This window comes from Bacillus sp. JHAA (genome assembly GCF_036961585.1).
Lineage (GTDB): Bacteria > Bacillota > Bacilli > Bacillales > Bacillaceae > Bacillus > Bacillus velezensis.
In genome coordinates this window covers 69,125-87,568 of sequence record NZ_JBAMDE010000007.1, presented here as the reverse complement: position 1 = coordinate 87,568, position 18,444 = coordinate 69,125, and the positions used below count along the sequence as shown (strand labels likewise).

The 18,444-nt window shown below is 39.7% G+C and carries 19 protein-coding genes, 1 tRNA gene, 5 pseudogenes and 1 riboswitch; of the genes and pseudogenes, 7 read left to right on the top strand and 18 right to left on the bottom strand.

Annotation, left to right across the window (positions count from 1 at the left end):
- Positions 1–91: 91 nt before the first annotated feature.
- The 11 genes and pseudogenes from bla to V7728_RS16170 form a co-directional block, all read right to left on the bottom strand.
- Positions 92–1,012: a class A beta-lactamase gene (gene bla, locus V7728_RS16230; protein ID WP_099566642.1), complete on the bottom strand. Its 921-nt coding sequence runs from the start codon at positions 1,010–1,012 to the stop codon at positions 92–94.
- A gap of 348 nt (positions 1,013–1,360) precedes the next feature.
- Positions 1,361–1,747 (bottom strand): VOC family protein, encoded by a 387-nt coding sequence (locus V7728_RS16225; protein WP_099566641.1) that lies wholly within the window; start codon positions 1,745–1,747, stop codon positions 1,361–1,363.
- Between the two features lie 290 nt (positions 1,748–2,037).
- Positions 2,038–2,400, bottom strand: a complete 363-nt coding sequence (locus V7728_RS16220) for a hypothetical protein (protein WP_099566640.1) — start codon at positions 2,398–2,400, stop codon at positions 2,038–2,040.
- 710 nt (positions 2,401–3,110) lie between these two features.
- Positions 3,111–3,404 (bottom strand): HIT domain-containing protein, encoded by a 294-nt coding sequence (locus V7728_RS16210; protein WP_099566639.1) that lies wholly within the window; start codon positions 3,402–3,404, stop codon positions 3,111–3,113.
- A 174-nt stretch (positions 3,405–3,578) separates the two neighbouring features.
- Positions 3,579–4,148, bottom strand: coding sequence for a hypothetical protein (locus tag V7728_RS16205; RefSeq protein WP_099566638.1), 570 nt, complete (start codon positions 4,146–4,148; stop codon positions 3,579–3,581).
- Positions 4,149–4,183: 35 nt separating this feature from the next.
- On the bottom strand, positions 4,184–5,782 hold the full coding sequence (locus V7728_RS16200) for a hypothetical protein (RefSeq protein ID WP_099566637.1): 1,599 nt from the start codon (positions 5,780–5,782) through the stop codon (positions 4,184–4,186).
- A gap of 21 nt (positions 5,783–5,803) precedes the next feature.
- Positions 5,804–5,905 (bottom strand): annotated as a pseudogene (locus V7728_RS16195) (hypothetical protein); the annotation flags it as partial.
- Positions 5,906–6,587: 682 nt separating this feature from the next.
- Positions 6,588–6,962, bottom strand: a complete 375-nt coding sequence (locus V7728_RS16190) for a hypothetical protein (RefSeq protein WP_145956849.1) — start codon at positions 6,960–6,962, stop codon at positions 6,588–6,590.
- A gap of 239 nt (positions 6,963–7,201) precedes the next feature.
- Positions 7,202–7,576 (bottom strand): UPF0715 family protein, encoded by a 375-nt coding sequence (locus tag V7728_RS16180; protein ID WP_099566634.1) that lies wholly within the window; start codon positions 7,574–7,576, stop codon positions 7,202–7,204.
- 48 nt (positions 7,577–7,624) lie between these two features.
- Positions 7,625–8,323, bottom strand: coding sequence for a hypothetical protein (locus tag V7728_RS16175; RefSeq protein ID WP_099566633.1), 699 nt, complete (start codon positions 8,321–8,323; stop codon positions 7,625–7,627).
- 42 nt (positions 8,324–8,365) lie between these two features.
- A complete protein-coding gene (locus tag V7728_RS16170) occupies positions 8,366–8,539 on the bottom strand; it encodes a hypothetical protein (RefSeq protein WP_189318616.1) in 174 nt (57 codons plus the stop codon).
- A gap of 485 nt (positions 8,540–9,024) precedes the next feature.
- Here V7728_RS16170 and V7728_RS16165 point away from each other — a divergent pair, with 485 nt between their 5' ends.
- Both V7728_RS16165 and V7728_RS16160 read left to right on the top strand, forming a co-directional pair.
- On the top strand, positions 9,025–10,893 hold the full coding sequence (locus tag V7728_RS16165; RefSeq protein WP_099566632.1) for a ribonuclease YeeF family protein: 1,869 nt from the start codon (positions 9,025–9,027) through the stop codon (positions 10,891–10,893).
- A 6-nt stretch (positions 10,894–10,899) separates the two neighbouring features.
- On the top strand, positions 10,900–11,199 hold the full coding sequence (locus V7728_RS16160) for a contact-dependent growth inhibition system immunity protein (RefSeq protein WP_043020770.1): 300 nt from the start codon (positions 10,900–10,902) through the stop codon (positions 11,197–11,199).
- A 38-nt stretch (positions 11,200–11,237) separates the two neighbouring features.
- Here V7728_RS16160 and V7728_RS20535 read toward each other — a convergent pair.
- From V7728_RS20535 to V7728_RS16145, 4 genes and pseudogenes are all read right to left on the bottom strand, one after another.
- A pseudogene (locus V7728_RS20535) lies at positions 11,238–11,336 on the bottom strand (peptidoglycan-binding domain-containing protein); the annotation flags it as partial.
- A 145-nt stretch (positions 11,337–11,481) separates the two neighbouring features.
- Positions 11,482–11,735, bottom strand: a pseudogene (locus tag V7728_RS16155) (DUF2992 family protein); the annotation flags it as partial.
- Between the two features lie 42 nt (positions 11,736–11,777).
- Positions 11,778–11,879, bottom strand: a complete 102-nt coding sequence (locus tag V7728_RS20530) for a peptidoglycan-binding domain-containing protein (protein ID WP_079978564.1) — start codon at positions 11,877–11,879, stop codon at positions 11,778–11,780.
- A 142-nt stretch (positions 11,880–12,021) separates the two neighbouring features.
- Positions 12,022–12,136 (bottom strand): annotated as a pseudogene (locus V7728_RS16145) (N-acetylmuramoyl-L-alanine amidase); the annotation flags it as partial.
- 285 nt (positions 12,137–12,421) lie between these two features.
- On the opposite strand from V7728_RS16145, the pseudogene V7728_RS16140 reads away from it, so the two are divergent.
- Positions 12,422–13,162 (top strand): annotated as a pseudogene (locus V7728_RS16140) (RNase A-like domain-containing protein); the annotation flags it as partial.
- 16 nt (positions 13,163–13,178) lie between these two features.
- Positions 13,179–13,469 carry a contact-dependent growth inhibition system immunity protein gene (locus tag V7728_RS16135; protein ID WP_015417243.1) on the top strand — a complete coding sequence of 97 codons (291 nt, stop codon included), beginning with the start codon at positions 13,179–13,181 and terminating at the stop codon, positions 13,467–13,469.
- Between the two features lie 278 nt (positions 13,470–13,747).
- Here V7728_RS16135 and V7728_RS16130 read toward each other — a convergent pair.
- The 3 genes from V7728_RS16130 to V7728_RS16120 all read right to left on the bottom strand — a co-directional run bounded on the left by V7728_RS16130 (position 13,748) and on the right by V7728_RS16120 (position 16,248).
- Positions 13,748–13,820, bottom strand: a tRNA-Val gene (locus V7728_RS16130).
- Positions 13,821–13,958: 138 nt separating this feature from the next.
- Positions 13,959–15,134, bottom strand: a complete 1,176-nt coding sequence (gene metC / locus V7728_RS16125) for a cystathionine beta-lyase (RefSeq protein ID WP_099566564.1) — start codon at positions 15,132–15,134, stop codon at positions 13,959–13,961.
- The gene (locus tag V7728_RS16120) at positions 15,127–16,248 is read right to left on the bottom strand and encodes a methionine biosynthesis PLP-dependent protein (protein ID WP_012117314.1); all 1,122 of its coding nucleotides are present in this window, start codon (positions 16,246–16,248) and stop codon (positions 15,127–15,129) included. The genes metC and V7728_RS16120 overlap by 8 nt, the downstream gene beginning before the upstream one ends.
- 68 nt (positions 16,249–16,316) lie before the next feature.
- A riboswitch (SAM riboswitch) is annotated at positions 16,317–16,442 on the bottom strand.
- Positions 16,443–16,616: 174 nt separating this feature from the next.
- On the opposite strand from V7728_RS16120, the gene V7728_RS16115 reads away from it, so the two are divergent.
- Genes V7728_RS16115 through V7728_RS16105 form a run of 3 tightly spaced genes read left to right on the top strand, consistent with a single transcriptional unit; the run spans position 16,617 to position 18,316 of the window.
- The gene (locus tag V7728_RS16115) at positions 16,617–17,339 is read left to right on the top strand and encodes an esterase family protein (RefSeq protein ID WP_012117313.1); all 723 of its coding nucleotides are present in this window, start codon (positions 16,617–16,619) and stop codon (positions 17,337–17,339) included.
- Positions 17,340–17,364: 25 nt separating this feature from the next.
- Positions 17,365–17,880 (top strand): YjcG family protein, encoded by a 516-nt coding sequence (locus V7728_RS16110; protein ID WP_099566563.1) that lies wholly within the window; start codon positions 17,365–17,367, stop codon positions 17,878–17,880.
- Between the two features lie 4 nt (positions 17,881–17,884).
- Positions 17,885–18,316 (top strand): GNAT family N-acetyltransferase, encoded by a 432-nt coding sequence (locus V7728_RS16105; protein ID WP_061581917.1) that lies wholly within the window; start codon positions 17,885–17,887, stop codon positions 18,314–18,316.
- The last annotated feature ends 128 nt before the right edge of the window (positions 18,317–18,444 follow it).

Below are 18,444 nucleotides of genomic sequence, written 5' to 3'. Positions count from 1 at the left end.
ACTTTACATTATAACATTTATCGAAAAACGAAACCGGCATACCGCATTCTCAACATATAAAAAACCGTCCATAAAAAATGAACGGCAATGTTTATTTAAGAGCATTTAGACCGACTTTTGCAGCCTCAGCGATAAGAGCATTATTATAATTGGCATCTTCCGTAAACCGGTTTGACAGGATTGCCAAAACAATTGGGGCTCTGTCAGGCGGCCAAACGATCGCAATGTCGTTTCGTGTGCCGTAGCTTCCGGCTCCGGATTTATCGCCGACTTCCCATCCTGCAGGAGCGCCTGCCCGAATCAGTTCGTCGCCGGTAGCGTTGCCCCGCATCCAATCTGTTAAAATCGTGCGCTTGTCAGCCGTGAGAGTGTTACCCAAAGCGAAAGTCTTAAGGTCAGTTGCCAGTGCTTTTGCGGTGCTTGTGTCACGACGATCCCCGGGAATCGCCGAGTTTAGATCCGTCTCGAATCGATCAGCTTTTGTTACATGATCCCCGATCTGTTTCAATGACTTTTCAAAACCTTTGGGGCCGCCAAGCTGCTGCAGCAATAGGTTCCCGGCGGTATTATCGCTGTAACGGACAGCGGCTTCTGAGATTTCTTTCAGGCTCATGCCTGTATCCAGGTGTTTTTCTGTGATTGGAGAATATGTAACTAAATCGTCTTTGCTGTAGCGGATGATAGCATTAAGTTTTTCATTTGAGCTTGTCTTCAGAACAGCAGCTGCAGCCAGAACTTTATAGGTTGATGCGTAAGCAAACCGTTCATTCGGCCGATAGGCGATTGTCTTGTTTGAACCTGTATCAATCGCATAAACCCCAAGCCTGGCATCAAATTTTTTCTCAAGCTGAACAAATTTTTGATTCGTTATACAGCTTGTCATTTTTGTGTTTTCTATAGATTTCGCTTCAGCATGCGCTGAGCCGAATAAAGGATTGAAACCGGTAAAGCTTAAACATAAAAGTCCAATGCATAGTCCAACTTGGATTCCCGCTTTATTTTTCACATTCAGGCCTCCTTATTATAATAATTTTGTATACATCTTCTAATTAACATTACAAACAGGATGAAAGTCAATATATTTCCTGTGAGATGATTAAATCCTGCATTCTGACTCCTCCCCTTATTAAATGCGCCGCCCTCGCCGCGTCTGAATGTTTGCATGTCCGCTTCGTGTTCATCATCTATTTGCTATCCCTCCGTGCAAATAAAAACGGACACCAATCAGAGCATAGTGAGCTGTGCAATGATCAGTATCCGCAGGCTTTCCGTCTTGGACCTATATATGTTTCTCTTACAGACTATAAAAATCATAAGGTAAGTTAACAAACGCATTACCTTAATCTCGTCAGTCAAAAAATTATATCATTTTATATATTTCAATAAGATTATCATCTGGATCTCTGAAATGAGCCACTCGTGCACGCCATTCCTGACGATCATGTGGTTCATTGACGCATTTAATCCCTTGCTTGTGCAGATAGTCATACGTTTTATCAACATCTTCTACCTTAAACTGAAGCAAAAATCTTGATTGCGCATCTCCGTCTAAAGATTTTCTTTCTTCTCCAACTATTTCAGCCATATTTTCTCGAGATAAAAGCTCTATTTTCGTTTCTCCATTATCGAAAAGTGCATATTCCATTTCCTTCTCTAACCAACTGATTGGAAGTCCTAATGAATCTTTGTAAAACTCGACGCTTTTCTTAAAGTCATTAACCAATAGTCTAATTTGCAGCAACTTCATATTGAACGCCTCCTATCATTTTACTGGCCATTCATTTAATCATACAATAGGGACCTGACAGCATTATGTCAAGTTTCCATAAATTTTTTTCCATACTGCACCTGAATTTCGGATGAAAGCCTTCGGAGATTCATGAAACTGCGTTTGATCAATTCACATTCTTGGTTTGAATTTTCCTTCACTTCACCGTGGAGGCTCCGGCCGTGTAAGTCGCGCATCCGTAAACATCCGGCCGCCGCTCCTGTAAGTAACACAACTGATAAATGATTGACTGAATCGTTTTTTCACCGTCATTGCTTCCCCTGTTTTTTGTATTCTGCGATTTCCCTAGGGGTAGCCTTCCGGACTCCGTCTGTGTCTGTCCTGTTTGCCACTTGAACGCCTTCCATGTTTTTTATCTCGCTGACTACTCCCAAATGCTCTAAATACACATGATCACCAATCTTGAAACGATTCAGTTTAGCCCGCTCCTCAGTCATGCTCCTGTATTCAGTCGCGGCTTTCATTTTTAATTCAGCCAGACACATTTGACAAAGGGTTACTGTTACAGAATTGCCGTTAAAATCAGTAAACGAAACCGCTCTGACAGATTCCTTTTCCGGGTGCATCGTGCATGTTTTCTTCATAGGTGATGGCCGTGTAAATTCAATCATTCCGCTTCCTCCTCCATAAAAGTCTTTTCGTCCCTCTGACATAACTCCCGATGAACGGGAAGTTCCATACACCCGCATTCAAACCGTCACAATTACATGGAGGTTGCCTTCCCTTCGCCGTCTGACGGATTTTCATACATCCTGCATAGCTGTAAGCCTATATTCCTTTATATTCCCAATGCTTGCCGCACTTCCCTGTTAGGATGAAATTTCTAAAGCTGTGGACCAGTTGCCGCATGTTGGTTCCATGCGACAAGCCTTTGGGCAGCCATATCCCAATTCATATGGGTAAATTTCAGCCCTCTAATATGTGTGTATGCTTTTTAAAGGAGGTGCATCACATGATGTTCTAACAACCGATTCAACTTAAACAGAGTGATTTAGTCGACAAAAAGATTTGTCGAGAACAAAAAGAACGGTGAATCTAAAAAACAATTGATCTTTCTGAATATGAATTGCTAGCCAACGCATATTCCAAATTAATAAGATAAATAAAATAGACCCCCTCAAAATGGTGAGGGGGCCTGTGGCCGATATTTCTTTATTGAACTCCAAACGAAGAGATGCAAAAATGGATTGAAGAGGTGATGATTTTGCCGCCATGTTAATGTACAAATATTTAATTAAAAAGGGAAAGAATTAAATAAGGGGTTAGATTGTTTCAAATTAAGGTCCTTCAGAGCGATGGAGAAGAAACATAAAGAACTTGCTTAATGCGGATTCTTCGACTTTGTAAGTCCACTGCAAGAACCATTTTCTTTTGTCACCTTCTCCGCAACCTTTTTAATCACACCCAACAACTCGAGCAAAAGTTCATTGTCGTCTTCTTCCAAAGTTATTAAAGAAGAGATATGTTTTTTAGGGATGGCAACAATATGCACTGGCCAAAAAGGTCTTGTATGATGATACGCCAATACATTCTCGGTTTCTAAAACTTTATTTACTTTTGTTTTTCCGCTTAATACTTCATCGCGATGCTCTACTTTATTTTTCACCTTTATCATTAAAATAAGAGAACCACAATAAACTTATGAACCCAGCAGCTCCTATAATTGTAGATATTATATAAGTCCAATTAAGTAAATCCATAAGCTTTCTCCCCTAAGAAAAATTCAGATCCCTCTAAATAAAATTCGTATTTTATAAAGACATTATCCTCTTAATAGAGGTCATGTCAGTTATTTGTATTGGTAATAAACACCCTTCTTGTTTAGCTTATCAATAACTTCGTCTTTGAATGGTATATCTCCGATTATTGCATATCTAACTGTATAGTTACCTGCTTTGATATCTTGAAAAGACAGATTGGTTTTTGTTTTCTTGGTTTCTGCTTCCGGTTGGAGTCTAAATAGTAAACTCCTTCTGTAATCTTTAAAGTCGTTTATTTCGCATTCATTGACTTTTGCAAAATGTTCAATTAATCGTTCCATTTTTTCCTTACTCGAATACAATTGTGTGAAACCAAAGTGATGAAAAGCGTGACAGTTTGCACAAATTAAATTTAATCCACTTAATGTGACCACAATATTTTCAAAGTCATAGTCCTCGATCTCGTGAAGATGAAGATTCCGCATTTCGTCTGGTTGAGGGGAAAATCCACAAATGCTACATACAGGTGTATCCTTTTGTAATATGTGATCCCTGATTCTATACCAAAGTGATTGACCAACTGCTTTCCTTACAGTTCTTCCATGAAATAAAGAAGGTTTTGCATCAATCTTTAGTTTGAAGTTTGAGTATTTATCCATATGTCTCCCTTTAAAACAATTATTTAATTTCAATGTCAAAAATTTGGATTCCAAGCAAATTCAATGTTGCCTTCTGTTCTTACAACTAAATCTTTGCATAATCTCTCCTTGTTGACCTTATTTTCTTTACAGTTGAAATATTGAGCTTGTGCAATAAAGTTATCATTACTTGACATTATAAATTTTTTACGGTCACCCCTTCTTCCAAATTCCTTGAAAATATCTATAAATATAACATCTGCCGGCATCTTACCAAACTTTTTATCGTGTGTAATCTCCGGAAAATTTTCTAAATTTCTAACTTTGCTTATGATTTGTTCAATGTTCTTTTTCACATGATTTCGGCGCTTGGTATTCTTCATATAGACCTCAAGTTTAAACCGTTTTAAATTGTTTGTACTTGTGTCTTTAATATTCTTTACAATATACTCTTCTTTTTTAATATCATGATAATAACACTGCAAAGTATAATCTTCGCTAACTGTATTATCTTCTTTAAAATTCAAACCAAAAAGACTGTTTCCACTAATTTTACGAACTAAGGACTGTGCATCTACTTTGTTTTGAATAAATGCAATAATATCTGCCGTTTCAGTAAGTAAAAAAGAATTAATTTGTTTATCGTTATTAAATGTAAGGAATAGCCTCTCTGAATCAGGATAAAGTATAGCTAATTTAATGAAGGTAAAGATACCGAATTGCACCAATTCATCATTCGAAGGAATTACATCAGTAGAAAAATAGAGGTTGACTTGGTTGATTACATCATCTATGTCCAAAAGATGGCATCTTAAATTATAGGTAGACATCTCAAATTTTATCCAGGATTGAAAAACAATATCGGTTTTATTTAAACCAACAGCCTGAACAATACCCTTATAATTCTTCACATTAAATTTTATAATGCCGGCCAGTATACCATTAACCAAATCAATTATTTTGTATATCTTTCTCCTGAATTGCGAAACACTTACTTCCTTACTTTGGGGCTTACCCCCGGTATTAAAGTTAAAGATAATTGTACCTTTCTCTTTTAGATATGTCCCTCCATGATTAATGGCATTTCTAATATCTACATCAATTTCCTCTGTTAAAATTGTACACCCTTTTGATTTAAGTAAGTTTACTAAGGGTCCTAGATTATTTTGGCTTAACAAGTCTTTCTCATCTATAGTGTTAAGCAAATTTCTAAGAAATTTATATAGATTCCCGATTACTCCTTCAACTAACGAATTATATAATGGCAAATACTTGACTTGAATTTCAATGTCTCTAGGTATTATTGTTTTATTAAATAAATTCAGCGTATTCAGTACACGATCATATGATGAAAGGCTTAAAAAAAAGTGACCAAGACTTTCTCTGAAACTTTCAAAAAACAAAATAGTGCTATCATTCTTATATTTTACTTCATCAATTAAATTGTAAATAAAATCTTTAATATCTTTATCCCAAAACTTTTTTTCCTCATGAAATATTAAATCATAAATTAAAGGAAGCCATGTTTTGGGTATATACTGAAGCTCCTCAATATCTTCTTCTATTCTTTCCATGTACCCCTTTAAAACTAATTCACTATCAAAACCCATAAAATCTAATGACTCAAATGCCGTTTCAATGTATTCACGGTTCAACTATTTTCTCTCCCCATTCCTTATTCCAAAAGTATGCGAACTTGCACCTTCTTTATCATGTTCTGTCTTATACCTTATTTGCTCCCTATATTCCCTTTGTATTTCATCTTTTTTCTTATCCATCTTACTTGACCCCTTTCAAAATAAAGTAAAGCCAAGCAATTCTGAATTATTTTTATTCCTTTCTTATGACTCTTAATTTAATCCATTCTTCATCATCAGATTATGGTTTTTTGGTTGTTCTATACCACTCGTTAAAATGAGCAACTAACTGAACCATTATTTTCTTAGCTCGTCCTTTAGAACCCATGCCTAATTGCGTAAATTTTGCTGTTTAGCGGATCTCCATCCCCAGGCTTATCAAACTGTATTAGAGCAATGTAGTAGCTCCTCATTCTATGCCAAAAAGTCTATAGAGCCGCCAAAATGATCTCGATAGTGGTTAACATAAATTTAGGTTTAAACCCCTTGGATTTTAAATAAGCAGGAATTGCTTAAGTGCCAAATTCTTGTCCTATTTGACCTTTTTCCTTAAGCACACACTATAACGATACTTCACTCACTTTGTATACAATTTTCATCCTTTAATGCTCTGCTTTATTTTCACTTTTGTTATTAAGATAAGAAAACCACAATAAACATATGAACCCAGCGGCTCCTATAATTGTAGATATAATGTAAGTCCAATTAAGTAAATCCATAAGCTTTCTCCTCTAAAAAAATTCCAATACGTCTAAATAAAATAATTATTTCATAACCGTAAGGAATTTTAACATTTTATGTTTTTTCCTGATTAATAAATTCTTTATTCTTCCTCAAATTTATTTATTCTGCTTAACATTCTCCTATCATTTTTCGAAGCTCTCTTCAGCGATCTTTTCTCATATGATGTCCCTTTAGTAATCACAACAAAATCAGAATTATTTTGCACATAAACTTGGGAGTCAGATGATTCATAGTAACCCGTAACATTTTCTAAAACCGTCTTGGAATTGTCTTTATGATATAGATCATAGTTGACCGGCGGCCTGCTGATTGCAAATTTCCCAAAAACAGCAACATCATCCTTACCGGGAGTATGGCTCGCTCCTTTAATAAATATGACGCTAAATATTAAAATCAAAAAAATTGCAATTAAAGTTCCTGCAAACATAAATTTTTCATTTCTTTTCCAGTTCAACATAAACACCCTTTTCTTTATCATGCCGTGTTGATATAAGTAAATTTCACAATTTATGTACTAACAAATTTAAACAAGCAGCTTCCATTCAACATACTTAAATCGCTGCTGATAAAGGTCTTCCAGGATTGATGCCCATTCACCCCAGCCTTCCGCAACAATGCTTTTTTCTCTCCATCCTCAATCCGTTCACTTCAAAGTTACTCACTCTTCCGAAAGTGTTTTTACTTAGAGCTCAGTTACTTAACCACAACTTTCTGTACAAGAATAGAGTCCCAAAGCCAAAAGATCAGAGCAAATAATACGCTGAATAAATATATCTCATAACTCGCTAGTATAGACCCTATTGGGTTATAAGGTTCAAAGAGAACGGTCATGATTAGCCATGAGTTAAATGAAAATACTGTGTATATTAAAAGATATTTAAAATTGAACCTTCTAGGTTTTCGGTTTAAGAAAAGCTGCAATGGCAATTCAAAAATTAAATAACATGTCAACATGATCCCGCTAATTATAAGATAAGGAACATATTCGGCTTGATGCAGGGTGATCACATATATCAGTGTAGAACATATGGCCGACAAAATAAGGACAGCTAGGTATCTTACTACCATCAAATCTATCTCCCCCTTACGATTAAAAAACAAAAATGCTTGCAATTGCTATTTTTCGTAATAATAAGATTTGACCCAAGGATAGATTCTGCCCTTATTTTCACACCATTCAACAAATCCCTTTGATTGTTCTTCTTTAAACAACATCCAGTCATTCAACAAATCTTGATAATAGTTAAGTTGTTCGTTATTGCTTTTTCTTGTTTGTTGACATTCTATCTTGTTGTTCAACTGCCGGGACTTAGTAAGAAGTGCTTGATCTTCTTTAATATCGCCTAGATATAAATCTTCGGATATGTGATGAAATGAATACCACAAGGCGTTCAAATGAATATCGATTAACGTTAATAAAGATAATTGTTCATTACTTCCACCTAGTCTAAGTGCATTATTCAAGTAATCGACACGGTTTTCAGTATTTAAAAACACACCATACCACCTGTATGGTCTTGGATCTTCGGGGTTACTCTTCATCCATGCTTCAAGCAGAGGCTTTAAAAAATCCATTTCCAAAGGGTGAACAAGTATATGGTGAATATCATCTGATTTTTCTAATAAAGCAAATAGCCAACAAGCAAAATTCTGTTGTGCATGATTTTCCCACGTCTTGGCTTCATCGATAAACGAAGATAATGCTTTAAGGGATTCTTTACGTAATCCTTTTTCTTTGAGAAAGCAAAACTTTTCAAATGATGGGTATTCATCTAATCTGTCATTTTTTAAGATATTAGTTAAGATATTTATCATTGTTCACATCTCTCTTTGTCTAGAGTAAAGACGTGTTTATACTTAAACCATTTGAAACACGGCATACAATGCAACTTCAGCTACAAACAAATAAATCATATATCTAGCATAATTTAATACATCTTCATCAGTATTTTTCTCTTTTTTAAAAGTCCATGCAAATAACCCTAATACAGTTGCCACTAATGCGATTTCTATTATTGTTAATATTGACATACCTTCCTCCTAAAAAGAACAGGGTAAATAGACTTATGTTAATTTTCATTTAATTAAGTCTCTTCAGTCAGGATTTATCTTATAAAAACTTTCCATTTCTTCATGTTCATCACCTTCAATGAGTTCAAAGCTGCCTGGTACATTATACATTATTTTCCGTTAATATATCAATTCCGGTTAATAAATCACCTGCATCTTGAATTACGCCATTTTCATCTTTTACACACTACAATTCATTATCTAAAAATATGCTCCAACCTTTTAACCGACTTAATCTTTCCAATTCATTCAAACGCTACCGAGTAATTCCTGCACTCCGGTTTCCCATCCATAAGCTCTCTTCTCAAATGCTTAATCACATAATTAAAAGGACAAAGAAGTGGGTCAAATGATTCATTTTACCATTTTAGATAGTACATTGACCTTATTCCTCATTCCTCCATGGTAAAATCTTGTTGAAACATTTCGAATGAAAGGATATGGTCATGAAAGTTTTCGAAGCAACCACCATCCTCGCCGCCGCCAAACAGCGCGCGGGTGAATATAAAAAACTGCGCGGTCAGATGATCAATCTGAAAAAAGCGTTTCAAGGCATGGCTGATCTTGGTGACAATGATTTCTCCGGCCGGGGCGCAAATAATATCAAAGCTTTTTTCAAGGACCAAGCAGGCGTCACAGACAGCTGGCTTGATCTGATCGATATGAAAATCGCATTTCTCACAAGCCTTTCCGGCAAAGTCGAAGACGCAGGTCTTTCCGAATCACATGTAGAAGAATCTTTTCTTGAGCACGAGCTCACCCATGCCCTCAGTAAATCAAAGGCGATTATGGAAGAGCAGAAAAAGGACATGCGCTCCATCCTCGGAGAGATCGAAGACATCATCTCGCTCGAATTATTTTCAACCGAAAGCACGGATCAGAAGCTTTCTTCAGCTGATAAAAAAAGAAGCGAAACGATACATAAACTCGGCAAGCTTGATCACGATCTAACGAAAGAATACGCAGAAACCGAAGCAAATGAACATTTTATCCAAGCAGATTTCCAGCAGCTTCAAAACGCAACAGGCAAAGGAAAAAGCGCCACGCCGCTTCACTACAACGCCAAGGCATACCGAGAAAGCGACATCCATAAGAAGAAAGGCGATATCGCAAGACATTCGGATGCTTATTTGGCGATTAAAAAGGAAGAAGCGAAAGAGCGGGAAATCAAGAATCTGAAGAAAAAGCTGGCCGATGGTGTCACCGATCCGGATGAGTATTTGGAAATCGCGAAGAAGATCGGCTATGAAAACCTTGAACCCGCTCAGGTGGGATATGTGATGCAGCTTGAACAAGCAAAACAGCTCGAAGAAGTCGGAGAAACGGCTTGGGATATCGTCAAAGGAATAGGCGTCGGCCTTTATGATGTCGGGAAAGACACAATAACCGGCGTCAAAGATCTGGCTGTCGGCGCATGGGATTTTTACCATCTCTCTGATGAACAAAAAGTCGCTAAAACCATATCGGCTGTATTGAACACACCCTCCTACGCAAAAATCATATGGACAAACCTGGCGGATTCATGGAATGATAAAATGGTTAACGGGGATGCGTATTCAAGATCACATTACATCACCTACGCCATCGGGAGCATTGTCGGACTCAAAGGTTCCGGCTCAGCCGTAAAAGTATCAAGCAAGCTCGCGAAAACAGGTGCCGCCAAAGTGGATAACGTCTTGGAAGCTGGAGAAAAAGCGGCTGCAAAACATGTAAAAACCGGGATTGAAAAAGGACAAAACTACATCAATTCCTTTTCGAAAAACAAGTACGAACCCGCGCTTGCCGGAATAGCACAGGATATTGAAAATACTCACAATGTGAAGAATACCCCTTTGTTGAAAAGTATTATTGAAGATCAGAAAGAGAGTGTTCTCAGTAAATCTGTGACTTCTGACAATAACGGCATACATAGTGTTAAACAAGGAGACAGCAGTCCTCTCGCACCAGGCGGTGGCTTAGCTGCTCATGAAGCAAAAGGCGGACACCTTATAGATAGACATGTTGGTAAGACTGATGAAGAGTTATTACAGAGGCTACAGATAAACAAGAAGATACGGGCCTCTTCTAGTTTCACTGATAGGCCAACTGCAGAAAGAGTCGCTAATGAAACATTAACTAAACATAAAAAGGAAATTGAAGAGTGGTTAAAAAGTGATGTTAATGATCCATTACCGTTACCTTATAGAGGAACCGAAGTTATAGGTAGAGGAGTTCGTAAAGGTTCAAATGAAGTTAAAGATATGACTAATGCTAGAATAGTATTAAAGAAAAATGAAGATGGTAGCTTTATACTAACAGGCTACCCAACGAGGTGATATATAATGATTGAGATTAAAGTTTCTGATCCTGTATTTAGATTTCTCGGTGGACATTTCCACCAAGATATAGAGTCTCCGGAAAATGCACTTGATGAATATTTAAATGAAGCATCACAAAAACTAAAAGAAAGAGATTTAATAGCACTAACTGAGTTTGTAAATAGTGATCATTCAGAAGAAGACAAGAATGAATTTATAGAAGAAGCAGCGGATGGCATATACTTTCCAGAAGATGATATAACACCATTAGAATGGCTTAAGCAAGTCACTGAACAAATTAAAAAACACCTTAAAACAACATAGTTAGAAAAAGAGCCCTCTTTTAAGAAGGGCTTCTTTTATTAATTCAATTTCGCTTTCGTTTTTGGTCCGTAAATGCCGTCTGGCTTCAAACCATACATGAGCTGAATCGTACTGAAACGTTCAGCCGCATTTACTGATGTAAGTGCATTTGAATAAATTGCAGAAAAACCCTCCTCGTCTTGAGAAGGGCTCTGACTTATACTTCTTTTTCTCTAAATCAGTTCGAAGCAAAAAACTGATGCCGCTCAACTTTTCAATCGAAGTGCTTCTCGGGTTCTCCAACTATTTGCCCCTATGCTTTTCTTTTGCTTTTTGTTTTCTGATTAAATATTTTTGTTCCTTTATTTTTTCTCTTTATTTTCTATTCAGTTGTTTTTTTGTTTCAAGCTCCTGTTTTATCGCTTTTTATGCCTTAGTTGATATCCCGATATTTTTCATCTCTTTAGAAGCTTGTCGTTGCAATCTTTTTGGGTTTAATTTCTTAGATTTTGCTTTAACACAAACCTCTTCTTGTCAGTGTGGGAGAGAGTCTGTAAAAAAGGAAAGGGTCTCCGCTTATTTTAACAACACTTCAAGTTTTACTTTGGTTCAAGCGCATAAATTCCATCAGCTTTTAATCCATTCATCAATTGAAATCGAATTACTGCATTCGCTGTCTTCGCTCCATATGCACCATCAATCCCGAAGTTCTTTCGCTTTAATGAAGGGCGACAGCGCCGTTCGAATCTGTTTTACGCTCTCCCCTCGGATTTTAATGGGTTTTCAACTTTAAAAAACCGGAAGACAAGAGGAAGGATGCTTTCTTGCCTTCAGATGAAGAGCCCCCTGAATCACTTCTTTATCATCGACGGCAAAATGATAGCTTGTCGATTCGCTGTTACCCGACATATAACTGATTTCATTGGCGGCCGCATGCGTCATTTCCTGTATTGTGAATGATTTTCGGAGTGCCGCTGTATTTGCCATAAAAAACTAAATATTCCGTTTTTCAAATACAAAAAAACAGCTGGATTAACCAGCTGCTGATCGTTATCACTTTAGCCGCTCAGTGATACGAAATTTCTGTATTTCTCTGAAATGAACAGGTTTCGGCAAAGACCGCCGCCTTAAAGGCGATGTTTATCTCCCTTGCAGTATACAGCGAATGTACTTCAAAATCAGCCCAAAAAGCAGTTCCGGCCCCAATTCGCCCCTCGATGAATGATGACAAAATCAATAAATAAGCATTGTGGGACTCAAAGGTTCCGGCTCAGCTGTAAAAGTATCAAGCAAGCTCGCTAAAACAGGTGCAGCCAAAGTGGATAACGTCTTGGAAGCCGGAGAAAAAGCAGCTGCAAAACATGTAAAAACCGGGATTGAAAAAGGACAAAACTACATCAAGTCCTTTTCGAAAAACAAGTACGAACCCGCGCTTGCCGGAATAGCACAGGATATTGAAAATACTCACAATGTGAAAAATACGCCTTTGTTGAAAAGTATTATTGAAGATCAGAAAGAGAGTGTTCTCAGTAAATCTGTGACTTCTGACAATAACGGCATACATAGTGTTAAACAAGGAGACAGCAGTCCTCTCGCACCAGGCGGGGGTTTAGCTGCTCATGAAGCAAAAGGCGGACATCTTATAGAAAGACATGTTGGGAAAACAGATAAAGAATTAATAGAAAGACTGAAAACTGATCCTAACCCACATATTACAGCTTCATCTACTTTTAAAGATAGGGCTACCGCTGAAAGAATTGCTAATTCAGTTTTAAACGATCCAAAAAATATAAAGAAAATCGAAAATTGGATTGATGATCCTAAAAAACCTAAATTAATGTTAAGATACAAGGGCGATGGAGAAATAATCGGCAAAAGCGTATCAAGAAATTCAGAACTAGTAGAAAACGTTACAAACGCAAAAATTATACTCAAAAAAGATAATAACGGTAACTTTATTCTTACAGGATATCCAACCAAATAGAAAGAGAGGAAGTATCATGGATGAAAGGTATGATTTCTTAGATGAATTAGAAAATTTTTTAGGTGCAACATTTCATCAAGATATCCAATCCCCTGAACACGCCTTAGACGAATTTATTGAGGAAATTAGTAAAGAAGGTTTGCTATTTACAGTAAAGTATTGCGAAGAGTTTCTAAATAGCGATCTAACTAAAGAAGAAAAGGAAGACATTATAAAGTGTAATGCAGAAATATATTTCCCGACAATTGGCTTACCGCCTATAGAATGGTTAAAAAGTGTAATAGAACAACTAAAAGAGGCTATTTAAAAGAAACACTGAAAGGCCCCCATTTTATGGAGGGTCTTTTTATATTGATACCGAAGTTTTTGGCTTTCTTATCCGGATAGAAATGCAATACCGACAGTGCGGTTTGGATCTACTTGACGGCATCACTAGCTGAACTTTTCAACAATTTTGACCCTAAAAAGAGATACGGACAATAAATTTCTAGCCAAAAAATCAAGTTCGCCAACAACTTACGAATTTGATAAACCGGCTTTATTAAGGGAAATTAAAAAACCCTTGCGTAGCAAGGGTTTCGGCTATGATTCCGACTGGGCTCGAACCAGCGACCTCTACCCTGTCAAGGTAGCGCTCTCCCAGCTGAGCTACGGAATCATGATATGTATGTGTTGCTGGGTATGTTGTTGTCTCTCTGACATTTATAATTATATATCCTGATTTCTCATTCGTCAACACTTTTTTTATCTAAAATAAAAAAAGGGCGCGTCACAAAATTGACGACGCCCTTTTCGTTTATGATCTCACTTGGGTGGGGGTTATTTTTTTCAATGCCTGTTCGAAGTCCCGCTCTAAATCTTCGGGGTTTTCGACTCCGACGCTCAGGCGCAGAAGGCCGTCTGTGATGCCGCGTTTCTCCCTCTCTGCTTTCGGCATAGCGGCATGCGACATGGCTGCAGGGTATGAGAGAATGGATTCGACGGCGCCGAGGCTGACGGCAAATACCGGAAGCGATACGTTTTCGACCAGCTTTTTGACGGCTTCTTTGCTTTCCAATTCAAAGGACAGGACGGCGCCCGCACCGCTCGCTTGACGTTTATGGGTATCGGCTCCCGGGTGTCCGGCAAGGCCGGGATAGTAAACGTTTTTGACGGCCGGATGCCCGTCAAAATAGGCAGCCAGCCGCTCAGCCGTCCGGCTCGCTTTTTCCAGTCTGACCTGCAATGTTTTTAAGCCTCTCAATACGAGCCAGCAGTCCTGAACGCCGAGCACCGCTCCAAATGAATTTTGCAGCTTATACAGCTGATTGCCGAGCTCTTCATCCTTTACGGCGGCAAGGCCTGACAGCACGTCGCTGTGGCCGCTTAAAAATTTCGTCGCACTGTGAAGCACGATATCTACGCCGAGATCAAGCGGCCGCTGCAGAGCAGGCGTCATGAAAGTATTGTCAAGGTATGTCAGACAGCCGTGATCCTTTGCCAGTTTGACGACGCCCTTAATATCCGTGATGCCGAGCGTCGGGTTTGACGGTGTTTCCATATAAATGGCTTTCGTGTTCGGCCGGATGGCGCGGGCGACCGCTTCTGTGTCCGTCATATCGACAAAGGTATGTTCGATTCCGAAACGGGACAGAACCTCAGTCACCATGCGGAATGTTCCGCCGTACACATCCTCCGTGACGAGGACATGGTCGCCTTGGGATAAGAGCAGAAACGCCGTCGAAATCGCCGCCATTCCTGAGCTGAAAGCAAAACCTCTCGTTCCGCCTTCAAGACCTGCGATCGTTTCTTCAAGCGCTGTTCTTGTCGGTGTGCCTGAGCGGCTGTAGTCATATGTCCCGAATTCTTCAAATGAAGACTGATGGAATGTGGAAGCATGCTGGATCGGGACGCTGACGGCTCCGGTGGCTCCGTCTGTTTTAAATGGATTGTGCACGAGCTGGGTTTCCAGCGTCCAATTGTGATTACTCATATGACACGGCCCCCTCTTTTACTTGCTGTAATGCCTGCTTTACATCCCGCTTCAAATCTTCTGCATGTTCAATGCCCACTGAAAATCTCAGCAGACGGTTGCAGACGCCGTTTGCGATACGGATGTCTTCCGGAATGTCCATGTGCGTCTGCGTCGCGGGGTATGTAATAAAGCTTTCCACCCCGCCGAGACTTTCTGCGAAACAGATCGTTTTCAGCGCCTTTAAAAACGGATTGACCCATTCCTCTTTTTGCAGCCGGAAAGACAGCATCCCGCCTTTTCCGGGATATAACACGTCGGCGATTTCTTCTTCCTGTTCTAAAAATTCCGCAAGTTCACGGGCGTTTTCTTCATGACGGCGCATTCTGAGTCCGAGTGTTTTCATCCCTCTCATTAAAAGCCACGAATCAAACGGCGGGAGAACGGCTCCGATCGCATTTTGGTGATTAAACATGATCTCGCCGAGCTCTTCATCCTTTACGACAGCAAGACCGGCAAGGAGATCATTGTGCCCGCCTAAATATTTTGTGGCGCTGTGAATGACGATGTCCGCTCCCAGTTCAAGCGGACGCTGGAGCACCGGGGTATAAAACGTATTATCCACAATCAAAAGCAGGCCGGCTTCTTTCGTAATCCGGGCGATTTTTTCAATGTCCGCCTCCTGCATTAACGGGTTTGTCGGCGTTTCAACAAATACCGCTTTCGTGTTTTCCGTTATTTTGGAGCGTAAACAGTCTTCATCGCTGAAATCATCATAAATAAAGCTTAAGCCGTATTTTCTCCATTCGTTTTCAAACAAACGGTACGTGCCTCCGTATAAATCGGAGGATACAATCAATTCATCTCCGCTTTTAAATAAAGCCATAATCGTTTGAATGGCTGCCATTCCCGAGCTGAAAGCAAAGCCTCTCGCACCGTTTTCCAACACGGCGATAGCGTCTTCAACGAGCTGGCGTGTCGGGTTTTTCGTACGCACATAATCAAAGCCTGTAGATTCTCCAATTCCTCTATGGCGATAGGCGGTGGACAGATAAATCGGCGGACTGACCGTTCCCGTTGCTTCTTCGCTTCTATTTCCGATTTGGGCTAATTTTGTATCAACATGCTGCGTCATCAGTAAGCACCATCCTTTTTCAAAATAAAAAAGCCCCCTCTTCATAAGAAGAAGGAGCTTTTCTCTTCCTCTTATCTTCCAAGCATGTGAATCGCTTGCTGGATTTAGCACCTTGGCACTTTGCCTTCCCGCGGCAAAGCAAACCGGTTGCTGAGGTTTCAAAGGGCCAGTCCCTCCACCTCTCGTGATAAGAATATTGTTTTGTATTTTCTGATTGTTCTATATTAACGCACTATAAAATGAATTTCAATAACTTTTTATTTATCTGAACTCTCGCAAGAAGTGCATCTGAAGAAAGAAATTTCTAATAATTCATGGTACAATAGGAAAAAACCATCAAGACAAGAAGCGGCCTGGAGGAATGCGAAGTGGCATCAAAAAACGGAATCATTCATGAGAAAAAACTTTTCTCCCATGAGCTTGAAGAGGAAATGACCGTTTTGGTCTACCTGCCCGCCACCTTCTCCCCCCTGTATAAATATCATACGATCATCGCTCAGGACGGCCATGATTATTTCAGATTAGGGAGAATCGGGCGGCAGGCGGAAGAGCTTATGTCAAAAGGGGAAATTGACCGCTGCATCATTATCGGCGTCCCTTATAAAAATGTGCGGGAGCGAAGAAACACATACCATCCAGAAGGCTCTAAGTTCGCCTCATATAAGCGATTTATCGCAAATGAGCTCGTTCCTTTTATCGACAAAGAATACCCGACTTATCAAGTCGGATACGGCCGCACCATGATTGGGGATTCCCTCGGCGGAACCGTTTCGCTCATGACGGCGATTGACTATCCGAACATGTTTGGAAACGTCATCATGCAGTCTCCGTATGTTGACGGGCACGTGCTGGATGCCGTCCGGCAGTCGGAGGATCTCAAACAGATTTCCGTTTATCATCAAATCGGAGAAAAAGAAACCGGCGTTCACACGACAGACGGCCAGGTTCTTGATTTCACCGCGCCGAACGAAGAGCTCAAACAGCTGCTGGAAAGCAAACAGTCTGAATACACGTATGAAACCTTCGACGGGGATCATAAATGGACCTACTGGCAGCCGCTCATCACGCCGGCGCTGAAAAAAATGCTGTAACCATTCATTTAAGGAGGGAACTTTCATGAAATACGGTATTGTTTTATTTCCATCAAAAAAATTACAGGATCTCGCAAATTCGTACCGGAAACGCTACGACCCGAGCTACGCGCTCATTCCTCCGCACCTGACGCTAAGAGATCCGTTTGAAGCGACAGAACAGGAAATCGAGCAGGTCGTATCACAACTGAGACAGACGGCGAAAGAGTCGCATCCGCTCGTTCTGAAAATCACAAAATACAGCTCGTTTTCTCCTGTGAATAATGTGATATATATGAAAGCAGAGCCGACGGAGGAATTAAAATCTCTGAGTGAGAAATGCTACTCAGGAGCATTATCCGGCGAGCCGGAATACAGCTTCGTTCCGCATGTCACGGTCGGCCAAAAGCTGTCGTCAGATGAACATTCCGACGTACTCGGACAGCTGAAAATGCTGGACATTTCCCACGAAGAAGTCATCGACCGTTTTCACTTGCTCTATCAGCTGGATAACGGCTCATGGACTGTGTACGAAACATTTTTATTAAGCGGAGGAGAATAACTGCTTGGAATCCATCATCGCAAAAACTGAAAAACAGCTAAACGACGCTTTTTTCATCAGAAAAGAGGTCTTTGTTAAAGAACAGCACGTTCCGGAAGAAGAAGAGATTGATCAATTCGAAGACACGTCAGAGCATATAGTCATATATGACGGCGGCCAGCCGGTCGGAGCCGGCAGATGGCGCTTGAAAGACGGGCATGGAAAATTAGAGCGCATCTGCGTGATGAAAAGCCATCGTTCTTTAGGCGTCGGAGCCATCATTATGCAGGCGCTTGAAAAAGCGGCGGCAGCCAAGGGCGCCGACAGCTTTATCTTACATGCGCAGACGCAGGCGGTTCCGTTTTACGAAAAACAAGGATACCGCGTCACATCCGGCGAAGAATTTCTCGATGCGGGCATCCCCCATCTGGAAATGATAAAGGAACACAAACGATAAAATCAAAAGCACTCCTGTTATATGGCAGGAGTGCTTTTTTTATGAAAATAATACTATTTCATGAATTTTATTGCATTTTATGGAAGGTTAATGTATGTTTAGTATGCGAAGTATTACAATTCATACAA

Excerpts from the sequence above, each read along its gene's own strand:
- V7728_RS16175 (WP_099566633.1), bottom strand. The coding sequence starts at position 8,323 with ATGATAAATATCTTAACTAATATCTTAAAAAATGACAGATTAGATGAA.
- V7728_RS16160 (WP_043020770.1), top strand. The coding sequence starts at position 10,900 with ATGATTGAGATTAAAGTTTCTGATCCTGTATTTAGATTTCTCGGTGGA.
- V7728_RS16180 (WP_099566634.1), bottom strand. The coding sequence starts at position 7,576 with ATGGTAGTAAGATACCTAGCTGTCCTTATTTTGTCGGCCATATGTTCT.
- V7728_RS16135 (WP_015417243.1), top strand. The coding sequence starts at position 13,179 with ATGGATGAAAGGTATGATTTCTTAGATGAATTAGAAAATTTTTTAGGT.
- V7728_RS16120 (WP_012117314.1), bottom strand. The coding sequence starts at position 16,248 with ATGACGCAGCATGTTGATACAAAATTAGCCCAAATCGGAAATAGAAGC.
- V7728_RS16210 (WP_099566639.1), bottom strand. The coding sequence starts at position 3,404 with ATGATAAAGGTGAAAAATAAAGTAGAGCATCGCGATGAAGTATTAAGC.
- V7728_RS16220 (WP_099566640.1), bottom strand. The coding sequence starts at position 2,400 with ATGATTGAATTTACACGGCCATCACCTATGAAGAAAACATGCACGATG.
- V7728_RS16165 (WP_099566632.1), top strand. The coding sequence starts at position 9,025 with ATGAAAGTTTTCGAAGCAACCACCATCCTCGCCGCCGCCAAACAGCGC.
- metC (WP_099566564.1), bottom strand. The coding sequence starts at position 15,134 with ATGAGTAATCACAATTGGACGCTGGAAACCCAGCTCGTGCACAATCCA.
- V7728_RS16170 (WP_189318616.1), bottom strand. The coding sequence starts at position 8,539 with ATGTCAATATTAACAATAATAGAAATCGCATTAGTGGCAACTGTATTA.
- V7728_RS16225 (WP_099566641.1), bottom strand. The coding sequence starts at position 1,747 with ATGAAGTTGCTGCAAATTAGACTATTGGTTAATGACTTTAAGAAAAGC.
- V7728_RS16205 (WP_099566638.1), bottom strand. The coding sequence starts at position 4,148 with ATGGATAAATACTCAAACTTCAAACTAAAGATTGATGCAAAACCTTCT.
- V7728_RS16110 (WP_099566563.1), top strand. The coding sequence starts at position 17,365 with ATGAAATACGGTATTGTTTTATTTCCATCAAAAAAATTACAGGATCTC.